At 36.0% G+C, this 21,240-nt stretch carries 17 protein-coding genes; 8 read left to right on the top strand and 9 right to left on the bottom strand.

Features of this window, described 5'->3' with window-relative positions:
• Positions 1 to 53 precede the first annotated feature (53 nt).
• The 3 genes from ISU00_RS04305 to ISU00_RS04295 are packed head-to-tail and all read left to right on the top strand — an operon-like array spanning position 54 to position 1,751.
• Positions 54 to 725 carry an NAD(P)H-binding protein gene (locus tag ISU00_RS04305; RefSeq protein ID WP_228852812.1) on the top strand — a complete coding sequence of 224 codons (672 nt, stop codon included), beginning with the start codon at positions 54 to 56 and terminating at the stop codon, positions 723 to 725.
• A complete protein-coding gene (locus ISU00_RS04300) occupies positions 712 to 1,182 on the top strand; it encodes a CYTH domain-containing protein (RefSeq protein WP_228852811.1) in 471 nt (156 codons plus the stop codon). Before ISU00_RS04305 ends, ISU00_RS04300 begins: the two co-directional genes overlap by 14 nt.
• On the top strand, positions 1,182 to 1,751 hold the full coding sequence (locus tag ISU00_RS04295; protein ID WP_228853712.1) for a YciI family protein: 570 nt from the start codon (positions 1,182 to 1,184) through the stop codon (positions 1,749 to 1,751). Before ISU00_RS04300 ends, ISU00_RS04295 begins: the two co-directional genes overlap by 1 nt.
• 28 nt (positions 1,752 to 1,779) lie before the next feature.
• Here ISU00_RS04295 and ISU00_RS04290 read toward each other — a convergent pair whose 3' ends face one another.
• The 3 genes from ISU00_RS04290 to ISU00_RS04280 form a co-directional block, all read right to left on the bottom strand.
• Positions 1,780 to 2,277, bottom strand: a complete 498-nt coding sequence (locus ISU00_RS04290; protein ID WP_228852810.1) for a heavy-metal-associated domain-containing protein — start codon at positions 2,275 to 2,277, stop codon at positions 1,780 to 1,782.
• Between the two features lie 187 nt (positions 2,278 to 2,464).
• Positions 2,465 to 4,561: a M16 family metallopeptidase gene (locus ISU00_RS04285; protein ID WP_228852809.1), complete on the bottom strand. Its 2,097-nt coding sequence runs from the start codon at positions 4,559 to 4,561 to the stop codon at positions 2,465 to 2,467.
• A complete protein-coding gene (locus ISU00_RS04280) occupies positions 4,554 to 5,885 on the bottom strand; it encodes a M16 family metallopeptidase (RefSeq protein ID WP_228852808.1) in 1,332 nt (443 codons plus the stop codon). Before ISU00_RS04280 ends, ISU00_RS04285 begins: the two co-directional genes overlap by 8 nt.
• Positions 5,886 to 6,060: 175 nt before the next feature.
• Here ISU00_RS04280 and ISU00_RS04275 point away from each other — a divergent pair, with 175 nt between their 5' ends.
• The 4 genes from ISU00_RS04275 to ISU00_RS04260 all read left to right on the top strand — a co-directional run bounded on the left by ISU00_RS04275 (position 6,061) and on the right by ISU00_RS04260 (position 9,805).
• Positions 6,061 to 6,513, top strand: coding sequence for a DUF4199 domain-containing protein (locus ISU00_RS04275; protein ID WP_228852807.1), 453 nt, complete (start codon positions 6,061 to 6,063; stop codon positions 6,511 to 6,513).
• Between the two features lie 92 nt (positions 6,514 to 6,605).
• A complete protein-coding gene (rplU, locus tag ISU00_RS04270) occupies positions 6,606 to 7,346 on the top strand; it encodes a 50S ribosomal protein L21 (protein ID WP_228852806.1) in 741 nt (246 codons plus the stop codon).
• Between the two features lie 11 nt (positions 7,347 to 7,357).
• Positions 7,358 to 7,618 carry a 50S ribosomal protein L27 gene (gene rpmA / locus ISU00_RS04265; RefSeq protein ID WP_228852805.1) on the top strand — a complete coding sequence of 87 codons (261 nt, stop codon included), beginning with the start codon at positions 7,358 to 7,360 and terminating at the stop codon, positions 7,616 to 7,618.
• Positions 7,619 to 7,720: 102 nt separating this feature from the next.
• Entirely contained in the window at positions 7,721 to 9,805 is a 2,085-nt protein-coding gene (locus ISU00_RS04260; RefSeq protein ID WP_228852804.1) for a S46 family peptidase, read from the top strand.
• Here ISU00_RS04260 and ISU00_RS04255 read toward each other — a convergent pair whose 3' ends face one another.
• The 6 genes from ISU00_RS04255 to ISU00_RS04230 all read right to left on the bottom strand — a co-directional run bounded on the left by ISU00_RS04255 (position 9,806) and on the right by ISU00_RS04230 (position 19,810).
• Entirely contained in the window at positions 9,806 to 11,581 is a 1,776-nt protein-coding gene (locus ISU00_RS04255) for a MutS-related protein (protein ID WP_228852803.1), read from the bottom strand.
• Positions 11,582 to 11,650: 69 nt separating this feature from the next.
• On the bottom strand, positions 11,651 to 12,397 hold the full coding sequence (locus ISU00_RS04250; protein ID WP_228852802.1) for a succinate dehydrogenase/fumarate reductase iron-sulfur subunit: 747 nt from the start codon (positions 12,395 to 12,397) through the stop codon (positions 11,651 to 11,653).
• 4 nt (positions 12,398 to 12,401) lie between these two features.
• Positions 12,402 to 14,399 carry a fumarate reductase/succinate dehydrogenase flavoprotein subunit gene (locus ISU00_RS04245; RefSeq protein ID WP_228852801.1) on the bottom strand — a complete coding sequence of 666 codons (1,998 nt, stop codon included), beginning with the start codon at positions 14,397 to 14,399 and terminating at the stop codon, positions 12,402 to 12,404.
• 12 nt (positions 14,400 to 14,411) lie between these two features.
• Entirely contained in the window at positions 14,412 to 15,092 is a 681-nt protein-coding gene (locus tag ISU00_RS04240; protein WP_228852800.1) for a succinate dehydrogenase cytochrome b subunit, read from the bottom strand.
• Between the two features lie 110 nt (positions 15,093 to 15,202).
• Positions 15,203 to 18,043, bottom strand: a complete 2,841-nt coding sequence (locus ISU00_RS04235) for a VPS10 domain-containing protein (protein WP_228852799.1) — start codon at positions 18,041 to 18,043, stop codon at positions 15,203 to 15,205.
• 15 nt (positions 18,044 to 18,058) lie between these two features.
• A complete protein-coding gene (locus tag ISU00_RS04230; protein ID WP_228852798.1) occupies positions 18,059 to 19,810 on the bottom strand; it encodes a T9SS type A sorting domain-containing protein in 1,752 nt (583 codons plus the stop codon).
• A gap of 132 nt (positions 19,811 to 19,942) precedes the next feature.
• Here ISU00_RS04230 and ISU00_RS04225 point away from each other — a divergent pair, with 132 nt between their 5' ends.
• Positions 19,943 to 21,235 carry an aminopeptidase P family protein gene (locus tag ISU00_RS04225; RefSeq protein ID WP_228852797.1) on the top strand — a complete coding sequence of 431 codons (1,293 nt, stop codon included), beginning with the start codon at positions 19,943 to 19,945 and terminating at the stop codon, positions 21,233 to 21,235.
• Positions 21,236 to 21,240: the final 5 nt, after the last annotated feature.

Genomic DNA, 21,240 nt, shown 5'->3' with positions numbered 1-21,240 from the left:
ATAACTGTTTGCCCTCCTTAAAATTATAATATCTTTATATAATTCTAAGTATTATGGAACGTAGGGCAATTCTTATTGGTGCAACTGGGTTAACGGGTAATTTTCTACTTCAAAAATTACTCGAGGATACTTATTATTCACAAATAATTGTATTTGCTAGATCTGAACAGAGGGCGTCACACCCAAAATTAGTTTGGCATAAAATCGATTTATTCCATATAAAGGATTATGCTGATTTGTTTCATGGAGATGTTGTTTTCTGTTGTATCGGTACAACTAGATCTAAGACACGTAACAAAACAACTTATGAAAAGATAGATGTTGGCATACCATTTCATGCTGCACAATTAGCTAAGAATAACAAAATTTCAACCTTCATCGTAATCTCTGCTCTTGGGGCGAAAACGACTAGTCGATTTTTTTATAATAGGTTAAAGGGAAAGATGGAGGAGAAGGTGCTAAGGCAACACTTAGAGCGGACCTATATTTTACGTCCCTCATTAATAAAAGGTAAACGTGAGGAGCGCAGATTAGGTGAGCTTTTGGCACATTGGATTATAGCGCTTATAAAACCATTGATGTTGGGAGATTTGGAAAAATATATACCAGTTAGTTTTGAGAGCATTGTTAAATGCATGATTTATCTAGATAAACATGGTGATAAGGAAACCATAATTAATTCAATCCATATTGTTGAATTAGCTGAACACTATGATCGAAATTGAAAGAAAATTTAAAGTTGTATCTCCAGAATATAAGGAACTAGCCTCAAATTCAAGGAAAATTATTCAGGGCTTTTTAAATTCTAACAAAAATCGAATAGTGCGAGTTCGCCTAACGGGAAATGAAGGTCGACTCACCGTAAAGGGCAAAAGTACCGATGATGGATTGGAGCGATTTGAATGGGAAACCATAATTTCCAAAAATGATGCATTAGATTTATTGGATTTATGCGAAAAACCTATGATTGAGAAAAGTCGTTATGACGTATTTCATGAAGGCAAATTGTTTGAGATTGATGAATTTTATGGAGAAAATGAAGGACTTGTCATTGCGGAGTTAGAATTGAAATCAAAAGATGAATTGTTTAATTTGCCTTCTTGGATTGGTGAGGAAGTTACCGGAGATCAGAAATATTACAATGCCAATTTAATTACCAATCCCTATAAAAACTGGAAATGATGAGACAAATTATCACCTGCTTAATACTTGTAATATTTTTTTATGGGTGCAAAAAAGAAAAGGAAACAAATTTAGTAACTAATACTGCCACAAGTGATATTGAACATCAAGATTCAGTAGTTAAGTTGGGAATTGATGAAAAAGATTTGATTGAAGATAGTATAGAAACCCTTAGTCAATCCAGTCCAGCGGATATTAGGAAACGTTTGGTGGAGGACGGATATCAACTCTTTGATTATGTGGATTCAAAAAGTGGGGATACCATATTAATGCAGCAATATTTTATAGCCTTTTTAAAAAGAGGTCCAGTTAGAAATCAGAATGAAGAGGAGGCCGCGAGGTTGCAAGTAGAACATCTTGCTCATCTTAGTAAAATGTATGAAATGGGTTATGCTGATATTTCTGGTCCAATGGGAGATAATGGGGATGTTAGGGGCATTACCATATATAACGTTCCTACTCTTGAAATGGCGGATAGTCTTGCAAATTCAGACCCAATGGTCAAGGCCAAGCGATTAGTAATAGAAATGCATCCATGGTGGGCTGCAAAAGGAACACCTTTGAGATAAAAAAAGCGCCTGTAAGGCGCTTCCTAATTTATTTGTCTTTACAACATGGCATTTGACAGTCTTTCGGACAGTCTTTTTTGTCAGCACAACAAGATTTGTCACAATCTGGAGGACAATCGCCTGTGACCGTCGATTTCTCTGTACTAAAATGATCGACAGTTTGCATATTTTCAACAGTATAGGCATCTCCTGCCATTTTAACCGCTTCTTCTAAATTACTAGGTGTTACCTTATCTTCATTATATTCCACCATTGCTAATTTCTTCTCGAAATCCACTTTAGCAGACTTAACACCTTCCATTTTTGCTAATTTCTTTTCTATGGTTTTTGCACATCCAACAGCACAGGTCATACCGTCAATGCCAAATTCTGCTTTGGCATAATGAGCATTAGGATCGAGAGTCTTAACGTCTTGGTTAGAAGCAGTAACGTCAACTGTTTTTAGTTGAGGTTCCGCCTCATTCTTGCAGCCTAGAATAGACGCAAACACAAAAAGAACACTAAAAAGTTGAGTAAAATTTTTCATTTTAAGTAAGGTTAGAACGTGTAAATCTAAAAAATAGTAAGATAAAGTTGTCTAGAATTAACCATTTTTGTGATTTTTTAAGAAATTTTAGAAGTTAAAATGCATGTTTTCAAGTGCATTGATTTTAAAAAATATAAAAGCCCTCTTTTTAGAGGGCTTTTATATTATCAATATGGTTTACTTGAATTTATTTAAAATCTTCTTCAGTAACTCCTTCATTTAATTTGATTGAAGTAACTTTTAAATTGATGATTTGGGGACCGTTGGTAACCTTTTGTACAAATGGTAATTTAATCCCATCAACCTCTTGATAATTACCATAATTTATAATGTTATTTACCTCTTGTTCTTGCATTTTTGTTGTTGTTTCAATTTGAACCAACAAACCAGAATCAACAGAATAATAACGATATGAATCCACACCATCTATGGTTACTAATAATTTATAAACTTCATTCCCGTCAAGGTTCGTAATAGATTTTAATTCGACTTGATCATTTTTGTAATGCAATTCAGGGAAAAGGGACTTTTCTTTAAGTTTTACTTTTACAGTTTCCTCCGGTAGCGGCATTTTTCTCCCTTGTTGTTGGATGTAACCTTCTGTTCCGTCAAATGTTTGTTTCATAATAACACCCATACCTTCTGCAGACATTTCAATTGTTTCTAGGTTTGGAGCCATTATTTTGGCAACGGCAGTGATTTTCATCGGAACATTTGCAATGGAAATCTCAGAATTTTGAAGGATTGTCTTAACCTCTGTTAGTTTTTCCTTACCACCAGAGGCCTGGATATAAGAGTCTAGGACCTTTCTAGCATTCAATCCATCTGGAATTGGTTTGGAAAATTCTGGTTTGTCAATTTTGTTAGCATAAATATCATAGTAGTTTATAGGTATATTCAATTTTTCAAGATTGGGAATGACATCACTACCTTTTCCAGCAATAACAATACGCGCTTGTTCTGGTTTAAAATATTTATTGGCTACCCTCTGTACATCATCAACAGTTACAGCATTGATGTTTTTCAAATAATTTTCATAATAGTCTTTAGGTAAGTTATAATATTCAATATTCAACGCATAACTTGCAATCGTCTGTGGCCTTTCCATGGCCATCACAAAATTGCCAACGAATTTTGCCTTTGCGATATCAAGATCGGCTTGTTTTACCTTTTCGTTTCTAATCCGTTTAATTTCTTTAATTGTTTCAACTATAGAGCTGTCGGTAACCTCATTTCTAACAGAGGCGCCAGCATTAAAAATTGTAGCACCATAGCGCGAATTTCCAAAACTAGACCTTGCACCATAAGTATAGCCATGTGCTTCTCGCAAATTCATGTTTAAGTAACTATTAAAACTTCCGCCAAGAATTTGGTTTGCCATTAAAAGTGGAAAATAATCTGGATCATCCATCTTCACCTCGATTAAATTTCCAACGGCAATTTCAGACTGTACAGCATTGGGCATATTAACAAACTCTATTGTAGGGTTAGAAACATCCGGGTTTGGTTGAGGTACACTATATTCGGGCATGTTGGATTTTTTCCATTTTCCAAAAGAGTCTTTTATTTTCTTTTTGATGTGGTCGTAATCTACATCTCCAATTACTACTATGTAGGCATTATTTGGTTTGTAGTAAGTATCATAAAACCGCTTAACATCTTCTAAGCTAATTTTGTTTAGCGTTTCTTCTGAGATAAACTCTCCATTAGGATGGTGCTTGCCAAATGCCAGAGCATATCCCACTCTTTGTGCGATGGCCGATACATCCTTTTGTGAGGCTTTAAGGTTGTCTTTAATTCGACTCTTAACCTTCTCAAATTCATCTTCGGTTAGTAGTGGATTTATTGCTCCGTCTGATAACAATTCCAATATCCGATCTGAATATTTTGAAAGTCCGCTTGCAAAACCACCGCTAGAACTAATATTAACATTGGCTCCTAGGAAGTCGACTTCGTCATTGTATTTGTCTTTAGGAATATTGGTGGTGCCGTTGCCTAACATTGAACTTAAAATGGAAGAAACACCTGCTAAATCTCCTTCAACTACAGGTTTGTTATCTATATCTAATGTTATGCTTACTCTAGGAAGTTTGTGGTTTTCAACTACCATTACCTTTATGCCGTTATCAAGGTCGAATGTTTGTGGTTTTTTCAATTCAACTTTAGGAGCAGGTCCTGGTTCTGGAACTTTGGTTCTGTCTATTTGGGCTACTGATCCTAATGAGATAAACAGACAAAGTGCTACAATTATATGGTGATTTTTCATTTTCATAGTCTTATTCATTTGTGTTTTTAGGAAGATATTTTATCTCTACACGTTGATTTGGATTTAAATATTTGTTGGCTACTCTTTTAATGTCTTCCCTAGTAATAGATTGATAAATTTCTAATTCATTATTTATAAGATTTACGTCGCCATACAATAAATAATAGGTAGCCAAAGAATCGGCTATACCTTGTATGGAGGAATTAGAATTAACAAATTGGTTTTCATACTTGTTTTGAAGTTTTTGAAAATCTCTTTCTGAAATAAGTTCGGTCTGAACCTTTACAAGTTCTTCGTCCATTTCCTTTTTTAAAGTTTCAAGACTGGTTTCCCCCAAGGGTAATGCCAAAAGAGCATAAAATCCATAATCGCGTTGCCCAAAATTTATTGCCGCCACCTGTAAAGCTTGTTTGTTTTCATCAACAAGTTTTTTATACAATTTAGAGCTCTTGCCATCACTTAGATAAGTCGATAACATATTCAATACATAAGAATCTCTTTCAGTGAACCCCGGAGTTCTATATGCAGCAATAATGGCTGGTATTTGAATATTTGGGTCATAAAATTCAGCATGTCGAGTTTCAGTAATAGGATCTTCTGACGGGATGTTCCTTACAATATCTTTCCCTTTTGGAATTTCAGAAAAATAATCTGTAACTAATTTCTTTGTGTTAGCTGGATCGATATCACCAGCAATTACCAATACTGCGTTATTTGGCGCGTAATATTTCTTGAAATAATCATTAAATTCACCTAAAGTAGCTGCATCAAGATCTTCCATTTCCCCAATGTTTTTGTATTTGTAGGGATGCTTTTCAAAAATGTTTTCATTTATGACGAATAAAAATTGGCCGTAAGGCGAATTGTCATATCGCATACGCTTTTCTTCTTTTACGACCTCATTTTGTGTTTCTACCCCAATAGAATCGATCTTTGGGTGAAGCATACGTTCAGATTCCATCCATAAACCAGTTTCTAAGGAATTGGAAGGAAATGTTTCGAAATAATAAGTCCTATCTGGTGAAGTATTCGCGTTATTGGAACCTCCTTGAGCTGATACAATTTTGAACCATTCGCCTCTTTGAATATTTTCAGTGCCTTCGAACAACAAATGTTCAAAAAAGTGGGCAAATCCTGTTCGGTTAGGATTATTGTCACCGCCAAGATCTTTACCTCCTACATCATACATTACTCCTACCGTTACCACTGGTGCAGAATTGTCTTGGTGCATAATTACGTGAAGCCCATTATCTAAATCAAATTCTGTGAACTCAACTTTTTGTGCATATAAAAGCACGACCCCAAATAGAATTATTAGTGGGGTAAATAGCCATTTTTTCATTCGATACTTAATTTTAGGATTTTACTGTCGATATTAAAATTCCGACAGGATTTATTATAGAAAAACAAAAATATAAAAAGCTATAGTATTAGATTATTTTTCAGCATTTTAAATTGAAAATTGGGAGTTAATTGTTTTTTCACGAAATTTAAAGTGAAATCTTATCATATTTATTATGTCTAAAATGATTCTTCCAGTACGGTATGGCTTAGCAATAACCGGTTGTCTTATCGCATATTTTTTATTCTTGGCTCTATTCGGACTTCATACCAATCCATTCTTCAGCTTTTTTAATGCAGCCATTTCAGCGTTTGGTATTTATGCAGCTATTAAGGTTTATAAGCTAGAACAAGGGGATAATTTTACTTATTCTGGAGGTTTTATTACTGGTGTAGTAACTGGTTTTATTTCAACCATTCTATTTACCATATTCTTTTTGGTATATGCCACAGAAGTGAATCCAGATTTCTTATCAGAATTACTTGAAGTTTTTAAAAGGGATTACGAGGTGCATATTGGCCTTGTTGCCTTTGTGGTGGCTATTATGGGGTTTGCTTCGACGGTAGTAATTTCCCTTACTTGGATGCAATATTTTAAGCGAAGCTGGAATCAAACAACTAACCAATAAACTGTTTGTAGATTAATAATTTAGATGTATATTTGCACCCGCCTTCAAAAATGAAGGTGAATTTTATTATATACACTTATTAATTTAACGCTATGTATGCAATTGTAGAGATAGCAGGGCAACAATTTAAAGTTGAGAAAGACCAAAAGGTGTATGTTAACCGTTTGTCAACTGAAGAAGGTAAAAAGGTAACTTTTGATAATGTTCTTCTTATTGGTAACGGATCTGACATAACTTTAGGCGCCCCGGCTATAGACGGAGCTCAAGTAGGAGCAAAAGTCGTGAAGCACCTTAAAGGTGACAAAGTGATTGTTTTCAAAAAGAAAAGACGTAAAGGATACCGTAAGAAAAACGGTCACCGTCAGTATCTTTCTGAAATCGTAATCGAAAGCATTGTAGCTTCAGGAGCTAAAAAAGCAAAAGAAGCAAAAGCTGAACCAAAGAAGGAAGAGCCTAAAGCTCCTAAAAAAGAAACTAAAGCTGCTTCTCCAAAAGCGGAGACTGCTGAAGTTGAGGTAAGCGAGAATTTGGTAACTCGTGCTGAGCACAGAGTAGAGCAGTCGGGTGTAGAAATCGATGTTGATAAATTATTACACAATATTGGTACTGCAACAAAAGCGGAGGCTGATGATTTAAAACAAATCAACGGAATCGGTCCTGCATATGAGAAAAAACTTAACGAAGTTGGTATTTACACTTACGAGCAGATCAGCAAATTAAAAGCTGCTGATAAAGAAAATTTATCTGCTATTGACGGTATTACTCGCGAGAGAATAGAAACCGAAGAGTGGGTTAAGCAAGCCAAAGCTTTGTTGAAAGAACAAAATAAATAAGAGGTTAAACCATGGCACACAAAAAAGGAGTAGGTAGTTCCAAGAACGGTAGAGAATCAGAATCGAAACGCCTTGGCGTGAAAATTTTTGGTGGTCAAGCTGCTGTTGCAGGGAACATCATCGTAAGACAACGCGGTACTGCACATAATCCAGGTGAAAATGTGTATGCTGGTAAAGATCATACATTACATGCTAGAGTAGATGGCATCGTAAAATTTGAAAAAAGAAAAGATAACAAATCATATGTTTCTGTAGTTCCTTTCGAAGCTTAATGATTTTTTGTTATTAAAATATTAAACCCCGCTCTTTTCGAGTGGGGTTTTTTTATGCTTAGCTTATTATATTTACAGACCATTTTTTAAATACCATTCCCCATGAAACTATTTAGATTTTTATTTTTCCTATTCGTTATTTGTTCCTATCCACAAGGGGGTATGTGGATTCCTTCAAACCTTGGTGGAAGTATAGAGGAGCAGATGCAGGCAATGGGCAGTCGATTAAGTGCTCAGCAGATTTATAGTTTAAACCAAAGTAGCCTAAAGGATGCCATTGGACATTTTAATGGAGGCTGTACAAGCTCGGTAATTTCATCTTCCGGACTTATTTTAACAAACCATCATTGCGGGTATTCACAAATTCAATCACATTCTTCTGTGGAAAATGATTACTTAAAACATGGTTTTTGGGCTGAATCGCCTGCGGATGAATTGCCAAATGAAGGTTTATATGTCGATTTTATAATTAGTATCCATGATGTCACCGATGCTATGTTCGCAGGTTTAAGTGAAATTGAAAGGACTAATTTAACCCAGGCAGAGATAAATAGTAGGGGAGCCAAAATAGCAAATGATTGGTCACATGAAGTTTGGCAACGTACTGCGGTAAAATCTTTTTTTGATGGCAATGCCTATTATCTTTTTGTGTCTGAACGATATGAAGATGTGAGATTAGTTGGTGCACCTCCAAGTAGTATTGGGAAATTTGGTAATGATACTGATAACTGGGTATATCCTAGACATGCTGGCGATTTTTCCTTGTTTAGAATATATGCGGATAAGAACAATCGACCTGCAACTTATAGTGAGGATAATGTGCCTTACAAACCTAAGCATTACCTTCCAATATCCCTTGACGGAATTTCTGAAAATGATTTTACCCTTGTATTTGGTTTTCCGGGCACTACTAGTGAATATTTGCCCTCAGTGGCCATTGAGCATATCATTACTGACATTAACCCTACCGGAATAGCAATAAGGGATGCCTCGCTAGGTGTTATAGATAAGTATATGATGGCGAACGACACAATTCGTATTCAATATGCTTCAAAACAGTCGAGAATTGCAAATTCTTGGAAGCGATGGAAAGGAGAATTATTGGGTTTTGAAAAGGTGGATTTAGTGAATATTAAAAAACTTAAAGAGCAAGAATTTCTTGAACGCCTTAAGAAAGAAAACTTAGAGGATAAATATGGTCATATTTTACCTGAATTTAATAGACTTTATACTGATTATGCTGCAATTAATTTAAAGCGCAGAAAATTTTTAGAGCTTTTTATCTATAACAATGAATTGCTTAATCTTATGTTTTCTCTAAATGGTATTGTACGTGCTTCGGAAAGGGGTTCTAATGCCTTTGACGCAGCAAGAGATCGATTTTTAGAACTTTATTCCAACAAGCTCAAAGATTTCAACCCAAAGGTTGATAAAGATGTGTTTTTGGCAATCGCGCCATTTTATTTAAATGAAGTAGATGTGTCTATATATGAGACAACGGCGTTTACGGACCTGCAAAAAGGTAGAGAACTATTACAAGACTCTTTACCTGTAGTAATTGAAAATATTAAGCAAGACCCAGCTTATGCTTTAGTTGAACCCTATATTGAAGATTATTTTAATTCGGTTTATCCAAAGTTTCAAGAGCTAAACTCACAGATAGGTGCGGTTCAACAACAGTACATGGCTGCATTAGTAGAGGTTTTTAAAGAAGATCGCTTTTTCCCAGATGCCAATAGCACCTTAAGAGTTTCTTTTGGGAAGGTGAAAGGATATAAGCCAAGAGATGCAGTTTATTATGAACCAATTAGCCACTTAGAAGGTGTAATGGAAAAATATATTCCAGGGGACTATGAATTTGATTTGCCAGAAAAACTAATTGAATTATTCAACTCTAAGGATTATGGTAACTATAAAACCAAGGAAGGGAAGTTGCCGGTTTGTTTTATTGCCACTAATCATACCACCGGAGGAAATTCTGGCAGTCCAGTTATCGATAGTGAAGGTAACTTAATTGGATTGAATTTTGATCGGGTTTGGGAAGGAACAATGAGTGATTATTATTTTGATCCTAGTATTTGTCGTAACATCATGGTGGACATGCGATATATTCTTTTTGTTATCGACAAGTATGCAGGCGCAGGTAGAATCATAGAAGAAATGAAATTGGTTCACTCCAAGGGATAACTATACTATATTCATTTTTTTCAAAAGGAAACTGGCATTCATGTTTTGGCAGACTCCTTTTTTTAAGCGATAATCGAAAAATAATTCATCATCGACTATTTCTGCATCAAAGTAATAATTCTCGATGTTTGGGGATTCCTTTGCGGCTTCACATAAACTTAAGTCGTGAGTTGCAATAATTCCGGTTGCTTTAAAATTTACAAGTCGTTCAACAAATTTTTTAGAACCTTTCGCTTTATCCGTGCTATTGGTGCCTTTTAAAATTTCATCCAGAATGATGAAATAGTTCTCCTTTTCAAGTTTGTCAACAATTATTTTTAACCTACTCAACTCAGAAAAGAAATAGGAACTTTCCTCACTAAGAGAATCGCTTGTTCGCATTGATGTAATCAATTTTATAGGTCTATAAATGCTTCTATCGGAACAAACAGGAAGTCCAGAGTTGGCCATTATTATAAATAGAGATACACTTCTTAAAAATGTGCTCTTTCCTGCCATATTCGCCCCAGTTACAATGAAGAACTGTTCAGTTTGAATTGTTAGGTCACTATTAATTCGTACTTCAGGCCTTATTAGTGGATGTCCCAGATTTGTTGCGGAAATTGTATTTTCGGATTCTCGATCAACGGTTGGAAAATTAAAGTTTGGATGATTAAATGAGAAATTTCCTAAGGAATTATATGCATCAAAGAAATGAACCACTTCAAACCAAGTAGAAATAGATGTGTTATTGATTTTGATCCAGTTTTCGATTCGCCTAACCTGCCATAAATCATAAAGAAATAAGCCGTTGCCAAAGATTGCAGAAATTAAATTATTTCTGTTGTCGAAGGCATCAAGGATTTTAGAAAATTTCTTTATTTCTAAAGAGGCTTTTTTGTTTTTATAATTAAGTCTAAAGGATTGTGCTTGAAGCTCTTTTGAAGAGAATTCTCTTTTTTCTATTAAATCTATGAGATGTGCATAATTTTGAAATGTATCAATTGACTTTGAGCACTTATCTGATAAGACATTGATTTTTTTTAGTTGTGACCCTGTAATTATAAGCCCCCCTAATAGCCAATAACCTAAAAGATTCGGTCCGACGGTTTGAAGTGCAGTTAAAACAATTAAAATAGGGGATATAAAAGTGAATACTATGGCTAGAATGTAGTGCGCCTTGTTTAAAAAGGGATTGTAATTTACAATCCAATTGGTAATTTGCTGTGTGGTAAATTTATCGTTGATCAATTTAGCTATAGCTGAATACCGTTGACGCCAATCAGGCGTATTCTGAAGTTCAATTATAGATTTTTGTCGATCTTGTATTCCTTCGATAGAATTAGAATTTAATTGAGCTGACAGGAATTTTTTGCCACTCTTTAAAGACGTCCTATTCATATACTGGAAAAAAGAACCATGCCCATACAAATCGATGTCATAGCTAAAGGGATGTGAAGTATCAATAAACTCATTTCCACCATCGCGGTGATCAAACTTCCAGTCTAATACCTCTATTTCCTCCTGGTTTAATAACAGTAATTCTTTACTAATGGTAAATTCCCGCTTTAGATTGTTATAGCGATGGATTAATATTAGAAATAGTGTTATTACGGTTAAGCCGATTGGAATTAAGATTGCCCAATTGCCAAATAAAAAATAGGTAGCAGTAATAATAAGTATAAAAGTTAAGATTCTCGAAAAGCTTAACCAACCGAGTTTCTTTTTTTGATTGGCAATTTCAATTTCAAAATCTTTTATTCGGCTGAGATAGTATTCTCTTGGGGATGTTTGCATGCTGTAAAAATAGAAACAAAAAATCCCAATAGTTACCTAATGGGATTTAAAAATTATCGTTTAAAAGTTTTATCCTTCAACAGATGCACTAAGATATTCTCTGTTCATCCGTGCAATGTTTTCAAGGGAAATTCCTTTAGGGCATTCCACTTCACATGCTCCAGTATTGGTGCAATTGCCAAATCCTTCATCATCCATTTGCTGGACCATATTCAATACTCTTCGGGTTGCTTCAATTTTACCTTGTGGTAACAGAGCAAATTGCGAAACTTTTGCTGAGGTGAATAACATGGCAGAGGCATTTTTACATGCTGCTACACAAGCTCCACAACCAATGCAAGTTGCTGCATCAAATGCATCATCCGCATCATGCTTATTTACCGGTATTGCATTTGCATCTTGGGTGTTTCCAGAAGTGTTTACGGAAATATATCCACCAGCCTGTTGTATACGGTCAAATGCAGACCTATCTACGATAAGGTCTTTAATTACCGGAAAAGCTTTGGCTCGAAATGGTTCAATTACGATAGTATCTCCGTCCTTAAATTTCCTCATATGAAGTTGACAAGTCGTTACACCGAAATCTGGTCCATGAGGTCTACCGTTTATTTGTAATGAACACGCACCGCAAATACCTTCCCGGCAGTCATGGTCAAATACAACAGGCTCCTCATTTTTATCTATGAGTTGTTGGTTTAGAACATCCAACATTTCCAAAAAAGACATATCTGGAGAGACATCGGAAAGGGTATATCCAATAAGTTTACCTTTGGTGGCGGCATTTGGTTGACGCCATATTTTTAATAGTAACTTCATAGTTTTATTTATAACTACGTTCTTTAACTTCTATATTTTTATACTCTAAGTCTTCTTTATGAAGAATTTCCTCACTTGGGTCACCTGTATATTCCCAAGCGGCAACATATTGAAATTCAGGTCTTCTAAGGGCTTCACCCTCTGGGGTTTGGTATTCTTCTCTAAAATGTCCGCCGCATGACTCTTCTCTATGGAGTGCATCTTTAGCAAAAAGTTCTCCTAATTCAAGAAAATCTGCTACTCTTGTTGCTTTGGCTAACTCTTCGTTGTATTCATTTTCACCACCAGGAATATAAACATCATTCCAGAATTCTTCCCTAAGAGCTTTAATTTCCTTAATTGCTTCTTTTAAGCCTTCAGCATTTCTTGCCATTCCGACCTTATCCCACATAATTTTACCTAATTTCTTATGGTAATGGTCTACGGAGTTTTTGCCTTTGTTATTGATAAGTTTTTCCAATAGGTCTGTAACCTGCTTCTCGGCAGCATCAAATTCTGGATTGTCGGTTGGGATTTTCCCAGTTCTAATATCGTTAGAAAGATAATCCCCAATAGTATAAGGCAATACAAAATAGCCATCTGCTAATCCTTGCATTAATGCTGAGGCTCCCAAACGATTGGCTCCATGATCTGAGAAATTAGCCTCTCCGATACAATAAAGACCTTTAACATTTGTCATCAGGTTATAATCAACCCATAATCCTCCCATAGTATAATGAACTGCTGGGTAAATCATCATTGGGGTTTCATATGGATTTTGATCAACAATTTTTTCGTACATCTGGAAAAGGTTACCGTACTTCGCTTTGATTACATCCTTTCCAAGTTTTGTAACTAAACTTCTATCGTTTTCATCCAATCCCTTGATGTGAGCTTGTTCTTTGCCATAACGCTGAATTGCGGCGGCGAAATCTAAGAATACCGCTTCGCCAGTGGCATTAACTCCATAACCTGCATCACATCGTTCCTTGGCAGCGCGAGATGCAACGTCCCTAGGAACTAGGTTTCCGAAAGCAGGATACCTACGTTCTAAATAATAGTCTCTATTTTCTTCAGGAATATCTGTTGGCTTCAATTTTCCTTTTCTAACAGCTTCTGCATCATCCATATTCTTAGGAACCCAAATTCTTCCGTCATTCCTCAGAGATTCAGACATTAAGGTTAATTTAGACTGGTGGTCACCAGAAACCGGTATACAAGTTGGGTGGATTTGAGTATAACACGGATTTGCAAAAAAGGCTCCTCTTTTGTGCGCCTTCCACGCGGCCGTAACATTACTTCCCATGGCATTGGTTGAGAGGTAGAAAACATTTCCGTATCCACCAGTTCCAAGCACCACAGCGTGGGCAGAATGTCGTTCGATTTTACCAGTTACTAAATCCCTAGCGATAATTCCACGTGCTTTTCCATCAACAATAACTACGTCTAACATCTCATGTCTGTTGTACATTGTTATTTTCCCTCGGGCAATTTGACGATTCATTGCAGAATAGCATCCTAAAAGCAATTGTTGGCCGGTCTGGCCCTTTGCATAAAAAGTTCTCGAGACTAAAACACCACCAAACGATCGGTTGTCTAATAGTCCACCATAATCTCTTGCAAATGGAACACCTTGAGCAACGCACTGATCTATAATATTTGCAGAAACTTCTGCTAATCTATATACATTGGCTTCACGGCTACGGTAATCACCACCTTTTACAGTATCATAAAATAATCTGTAAACGGAATCGCCATCACCTTGATAGTTTTTGGCCGCATTAATACCCCCTTGAGCAGCAATTGAATGTGCGCGTCTTGGAGAATCTTGAAAGCAAAAAGCTTTTACGTTATACCCTAGTTCAGCCAAGGTTGCTGCCGCAGAACCCCCCGCCAAACCTGTTCCAACCACAATAACATCAATGAGACGTTTATTGGCTGGGTTAACCAAGTTAATTTTATTTTTATGGTTGGTCCATTTATCTTCAAGAGGACCAGCTGGTATTTTAGAATCTAATGCCATGCTAAATGGAATTTAATGACCATTAATATGATGAAATAGAGCAATTAATATAAAACCCAAAGGAATTAATATTGCATAAGCCTTTGCAAATCCGGTAAGAGATTTTACATATTTGTTATTTGCTCCAACTGATTGAAACGCAGACATAAAACCATGCAAAAGATGGAGTGAAAGGAAAATAAATCCAAGACAATATAAGCCTACCCTCCATGGTGCTTCAAACTTGTGCACCAATTCTTCATAATAGCGATATCCATCGCCATCTGCCAAAAGCCCCGACATATCCCCGTTTAGATACTTTGTGTTTATTTCTGGGATCCAAAAGTCAATAAAATGGATTATTAAGAAAATTAAAATGAAACCTCCCGACCAAATCATATTTCTGCTCATCCAAGATGAATTTGCAGAACCCACTTTTTGGGCATAACCGATTGGGCGGGCAGCCTTGTTTTTAATTTCTAACACAAATCCCATTACAAAATGGAATACCACTGCAAATATGAGTATTGGCTGCATAATAAATTGAATCAGCCAATTGGTGCCCATAAAGTGTGATACCTCGTTAAAAATATCAGCACTAATAACTGAAGTAAAATTAATTATGAAGTGCTGTAACAAAAATATCATTAGGAAGAATGCAGAAAGCGCCATAGCAACTTTTCTTCCGATCGAAGATTTAAGAAATCCGCTCATTTAATGTTGGTAGTTTTATCCTTACAAAGATACTTTGTACAAAACATTTGCACAAAAACTAGTATCCATAATTGTGTTAAGGGTTGTTAATTTACAACCAATCTAATCTATTATTTTATGACTAAAGGCACTTCTTGCCCGTTTGCCTTTATTTTATATGAACCTTCTGGCAGGTAAAATTTACCGTTTTCTGCTTTAGGAATTTTAACCTTGTTATTTTCTTTTTCCAAGGCATTACGTCCTTTTTCTGGTATACTTAGATCAAATTTTGTTGAATTAAACCCTTTCTCAGCATTCGCTCGGAATGTGGTCAATAAGGTGCCTTTTTCTGAAGTTAGCTCGAAAATTACTACTCGCTCTTCGCTAGAATAATAATTGATGGTTGTTGAAGGTTCCACCGGTTCAGACCATTGACTGAAAGACCTACCCCAAAAGTTTCTTTTTCTAATATCGTCCACTTTAAAAATTACAAAGCTCTTATTAAGATCTTTGCCAGCCATTTGCTGAATAGGAACAACATTTGTCTTATAAATACTGCGGCCGTGGGTGCCTAACAACAAATCATTTGCTTGGGGTTGTATCACTAAATCGTGAATAGCAACCTTCGGCAAACCATTTGAAAACATCTGCCAAGTTTCACCTCTATCCATACTTACGTAGGCAGCATTATCAGTGCCTAAATACAATATATCTTCATTTGAAGGATCCTCTTTAATGACATTCACTGGAGATGCAGGAATGTTAGCCGCAATAGATTTCCAGGTTTCACCTAAATCATCCGATACATAAACATAGGGAGTAAAATCATCCCACCTGTAACCATTTAAGGTTACATAAATTCTATTCTTGTTATGTTGTGAAGCAACAACTCTTGATACCCATTGGTCTTGAGGCAACGAATCCCCAACTTTTTTCCACTCGGTTATACCCCCATTACCAACATAAATATTCCCATCATCTGTTCCAACTACAATCAAACCAAATTGAAATGGACTTTCAGAAATTGAAGTTATAGTTCCATAAGCCACATTTCCTTTCTTTCCTCCATTCGTTAAATCTGGACTAATCACAGACCAGGTATTGCCTTTGTCTAAAGAACGCAATAATTTATTGGCGCCGAAATAAACAATATCTTGGTTATGTGAAGAAAGAAGAACTGGTGTTTGCCAATTAAAGCGATAAGGAGAATCTCCTAATTCGTGTTTTGGTTGGATGTAAGCTCTTTCTCCAGTTTTTAAGTTGAGACGATAATAATTTCCAAATTGAAAACCTGTGTACACAATATTAGAATCTCTATTGTCAATTTGAACTTGCATACCATCACCACCCATTAGTCTTTTCCAAGGATAATCACCTGAATCGTACCAGCTATAATTTTCTACATGATTATTTGGCCCTTTCCAAACGCCATTATCTTGAAGGCCACCATAAACATTGTAAGGTTTTTCATTGTCCACATTTATCGCATAAAATTGACCAACGGAAGGGGTATTGTTTTTTAACCAATGTTTTCCATCATCATAAGTTATGTTAACACCACCGTCATTTCCGTTTATCAAATGGTTTGGATTTTTAGGATCTATCCATAATGCATGATGGTCGGCATGAACATTTTCGGCATCAATAGATTTATAAGTTTTTCCACCATCTTTTGAAGATAAGATTGGCACTCCATATACATAGATATGGTCTCTGTTTTTTGGAGAAACATGTATATGACCAAAATAATAACCATAACTATAATAGAGATCATCCAAGTAGCCTTCGTGAGTTTTAGACCAGGTGCGCCCCCCATTTTCACTTATAAATACTTCTGCTCCAATCACAGGTGTATCGAATAGTTGGGCATTGGCATCTTCTAAATATAAAGCCAAATCAGCTGGTTTCACAACTCCGCTTTCTACCAAATTCTTAACATTCTCTGCCCTGTATTTTTCTTGAAAACCATTTTGCTTCAAGAACCTATTTAATTTAGAATTGTCCAGATTTAGAAACTCTCGGTTAGACATATTTTTAAAGTCGTCTTTCTGCAACTCATCAGATGGCTTTTTCACTTCCGTTTTAGGTCGGTGAAATTGATTGTCATGAATAGCGTAAATAATATTTTCATTAAAAACCGCCAACCCTATTCTGCCAACCCCTGTTCCTGTAGGAAAACCACTCTCAGGCGTAGTAAGTTTCTGCCAGCTACTTCCTGCATCAGTACTCTTGTAAATTGCGGAATTTTCACCATTGCCATCAAAATTCCATGCTTTTCGATCTTTGGTCCAAGAGGATGCATACATTACCCTAAAATCCTCAGGGGCCATTTGAAGATCAATAATTCCGGTGGCTGGGTCAACAAAAAGGGTGTGAGACCAATTTAGGCCTCCATCGGTAGTTTTATAAATGCCACGATCATTACTTTCAGAATAAAGATGTCCTGTGACACCAACCACTACCTCATTTGGATTGTTAGGATTTATTAAAATTTTCCCGATATGATGTGAGTCTTGTAATCCTACATTTTCCCAGCTTTCCCCTTTATCTTTAGATCTTAATAGGCCTATCCCAGCATAAGAAGAGCGTGATGCATTTGTTTCACCTGTGCCAACCCAAATAATATTGTTTTTCCAATCAACTGCTATGGCTCCGATATTTTGGGTGTTGGAATTATCCATGACAGGTTCAAAGGATATACCATTATTGTTTGTATACCATAATCCACCAGAGGCATAAGCGACATAAAATTCAGTAGAATTATCAGGGTTCACCGCTAAGTCCACAACTCTCCCACTCATAACAGTTGGGCCAATATTTGTGAATTCAATGTTTTTAACAAGAGAAGAACTTTCCTCTGATTTTAAATTAATAATAGAATTTTGAAGTTCTCCTAACGAGGATGCTGTGGGTTGTGCAAAAGAAAAACTGGCGCCCAATAAAACCGCCAACAAAAAATTAGATAATTTCATTAGTAAGTAGAATGTTTATTTAGAGACCACAAATTTAATATTAGAATTGCCTGAATCTGAAAATAATTTTAGGAAATAAAGTCCGTTGCTTAATTGTAATACAGAAATTTCATTTGGCGTTGAGTTGTTTTCAAGCAAGTGAGAACTCACAAATCTACCCTGGATATCATAAATTTCTGCCTTTTTAAGACTTCTGACTGATTTATTTTTTATTATTAAATTATTGGAAACTGGGTTAGGATAAATTGAAATTCCTTCTAGCGCAAGATCCTTAATGCTTAATGCGCAATCCAATCTAGTCATTGCCGATGTAATTGAAGAAGTTGTGCAAGGTAGAATTACACTTCTATTAACCATGGTTTCAGCTGCCAATACATCATTGGCTTCAAAGGTTCTATTGGTAGCTCCGTTTTGGATGGCATAGTGCATAATAGCGCCAGAGTCTATAATATGTTCTAGTTGATGTGCGTGGCCTATTTCATGTATGGCAACAGATTTGAAATCGTACTGCGATTGGCTTGGATTACCCGCACCAAAATACCAATTTATGTTGTCATTATTAAATACAATATCCATATCCACAGGAAACCAAATGATTTCATTATTGGTAGCTGGCTTTATACATCCAGTATAACTTAAATAGGTTGTTCCAAGAGTGCCCGAGTCAAGTGGGCCAAAGATTATAACATTATTCCCGTCATTAGCTTTGCCTAAATTGGTCGTAGTGGAATTTACTACAAAATTTACATCCGAAACACATGTCCATTCTTGAATGGACGTTCTAAAGATATTTGCTGCTTGTGGATTAGATTCCAAATTGGTGTTTAACAAAAACTCGTATCCTCCATCCGAATTATATTCTGCTAATTGTGTTTGATAATCATCGTTCGGGTCAGCACTTGAATCTGCTAAATTATAACCCACATTTGCAAATGAATAATTAATTGTAAGGGTTTGGGTGGAATTAAAAGTGGTATTGGAGGCTGTTATGACTCGTATTCGTCCAGTGCCCGCCTTAGATGGAATTTCAACCTCAATTTTAATATCATTCCAGCTGATTATTTGGGCATCATAGGCTTTAATATAGGTTGCTCCGCCATCATCTGCATTAGCAAAATAAACCTCCCCCTTTTGTGTTCCAAATCCAACCCCTGAAATGGTTAATTTGCTTTGGGTTCCTCCGGTAGAAGTTGTAGGGGTAAAACTATTTATGGCAAGTGATGATCTCTGGGAATTTTTAAGTTGGGAAATTTGCGATGCCAAATCAACCGTATTTAAATCCGTCATTGACGTTTTCGTTAATGAAGTCAAGAATGGGTAAAATTTATCTTCTATACCTTGAATCTTTGCAAAAGGATTTACAGCTGTATCTTCAAAAAGATTATAAGCAAAATAGCTTTGAATACCCATTTGAGGAGCAAACATTTTTGAAACATTTGCATTAGAGAGTCCATTTGTAAAAATTTTCAATACAAATACACCAATATCATCTTTTCTTAGGCTCAAACTTGGTCTTACTACCTGTGCTTCTAATCCTATTACCCCACCTTGGGTAACCAAAGTAATTTCATTTACAACACTGCCTTTGAAAACCTTATAGACTTTTATTGTATGAGCTGTATAAATAGTGTTATAACTATCGTCCCAGTAACTCTTACTGTCAATAACCTTTCCCTCAACAATAGCCTCCGATTCAGCTACCTGCTTTTCCAATGGTACTTCAATCATTAGTTGCCCAAAGGAGATTCCATAAAATAATAATGACATAAAAAGTATTAATGCCTTAGGAGAATCTTTCATAAACACTTGAAAATAAGTTAAGCAATTTTGACAAATATACTTTTTTTACTTTTTTGATAAAGGATTCAATTCTATTTAACTTTATGCAAAATTTTTACAATGAAATATACACCCATAGAAAAGAGTTTCTACATTAAGAACCGAAACAATTTTGCCGCCAGAATGAAGGCGAATAGCCTTGCGGTTTTTAATTCTAATGATATATATCCCATAAGTGCCGATAGCACAATGCCTTTTCAGCAACATCGAGATATTCTATATTTAAGCGGAGTAGATCAGGAGGAGAGCATATTGGTTATTTTTCCAGATTGCCCCAAGGCCAAACACAAGGAGGTATTATTCGTTAGGGAAACCAATGAACATATTGCAATTTGGGAAGGTGAGAAACTTACTAAGGAAGCGGCCACTCAATTAAGCGGAATAGAAACAGTTTATTGGTTAAAAGATTTTCAAAAGATCTTTTTTGAGATGATGACGCAATGTGAAACGGTTTATTTAAATACCAATGAGCATTACAGGTCTAGCGTTGAAACAGAAACACGAGAGGCAAGGTTTATAAAATGGCTTAAGGAAACTTACCCAGCACACAACGTTGCAAAGAGTAATCCTATACTCCAGCATTTGCGATCTATAAAGGATCCCCTTGAAATTGACGTGATTCAGCAAGCTTGCGATATTACTAATAAAGGATTCAGACGGATTTTAGATTTTGTGAGGCCAGGTGTTTGGGAATTTGAAATCGAGGCGGAATTCTTGCATGAGTTTATACGAAATAGATCCAAGGGCTTTGCCTATACACCAATAATCGCATCTGGGAATAACGCTAATGTTCTTCATTATGTGCAAAATAACCAACAATGTAAAGCGGGGGATTTATTGCTCCTTGATGTTGGTGCCGAATATGGTAATTATAGTAGCGATATGACGCGAACCATTCCAGTTTCAGGTAAATTTTCTGCAAGGCAGAAAGAAGTTTATAACGCGGTGTTGAGGGTAAAGAATGAAGCGACAAAAATGTTGGTTCCTAGTACGGATTGGGCTGAATATCACGTAGAGGTCGGTAAAATGATGACAAGTGAATTGCTAGGATTAGGGTTGCTTGATAAGGCTGATGTTCAAAATGAAAATCCTGATTGGCCTGCCTACAAAAAGTATTTTATGCATGGCACATCACATCATATGGGGCTAGACACACATGATTATGGTTTGTTGCATGAGCCTATGGAGGCGAATATGGTATTTACTGTTGAGCCTGGGATTTATATTCCAAAAGAAGGATTTGGTATTCGCCTAGAGGATGATGTAGTCATACAATCAACTGGAGAGCCATTCAATTTAATGCGTAATATTCCTATAGAAGTTGAGGAAATTGAAGACATGATGAATTCATAGAAATT

This window comes from Aegicerativicinus sediminis, assembly GCF_015476115.1.
Lineage (GTDB): Bacteria > Bacteroidota > Bacteroidia > Flavobacteriales > Flavobacteriaceae > Aegicerativicinus > Aegicerativicinus sediminis.
The sequence above is the reverse complement of the archived record's forward strand: the minus strand, read 5'-3'. Positions and strand labels throughout refer to the sequence as shown.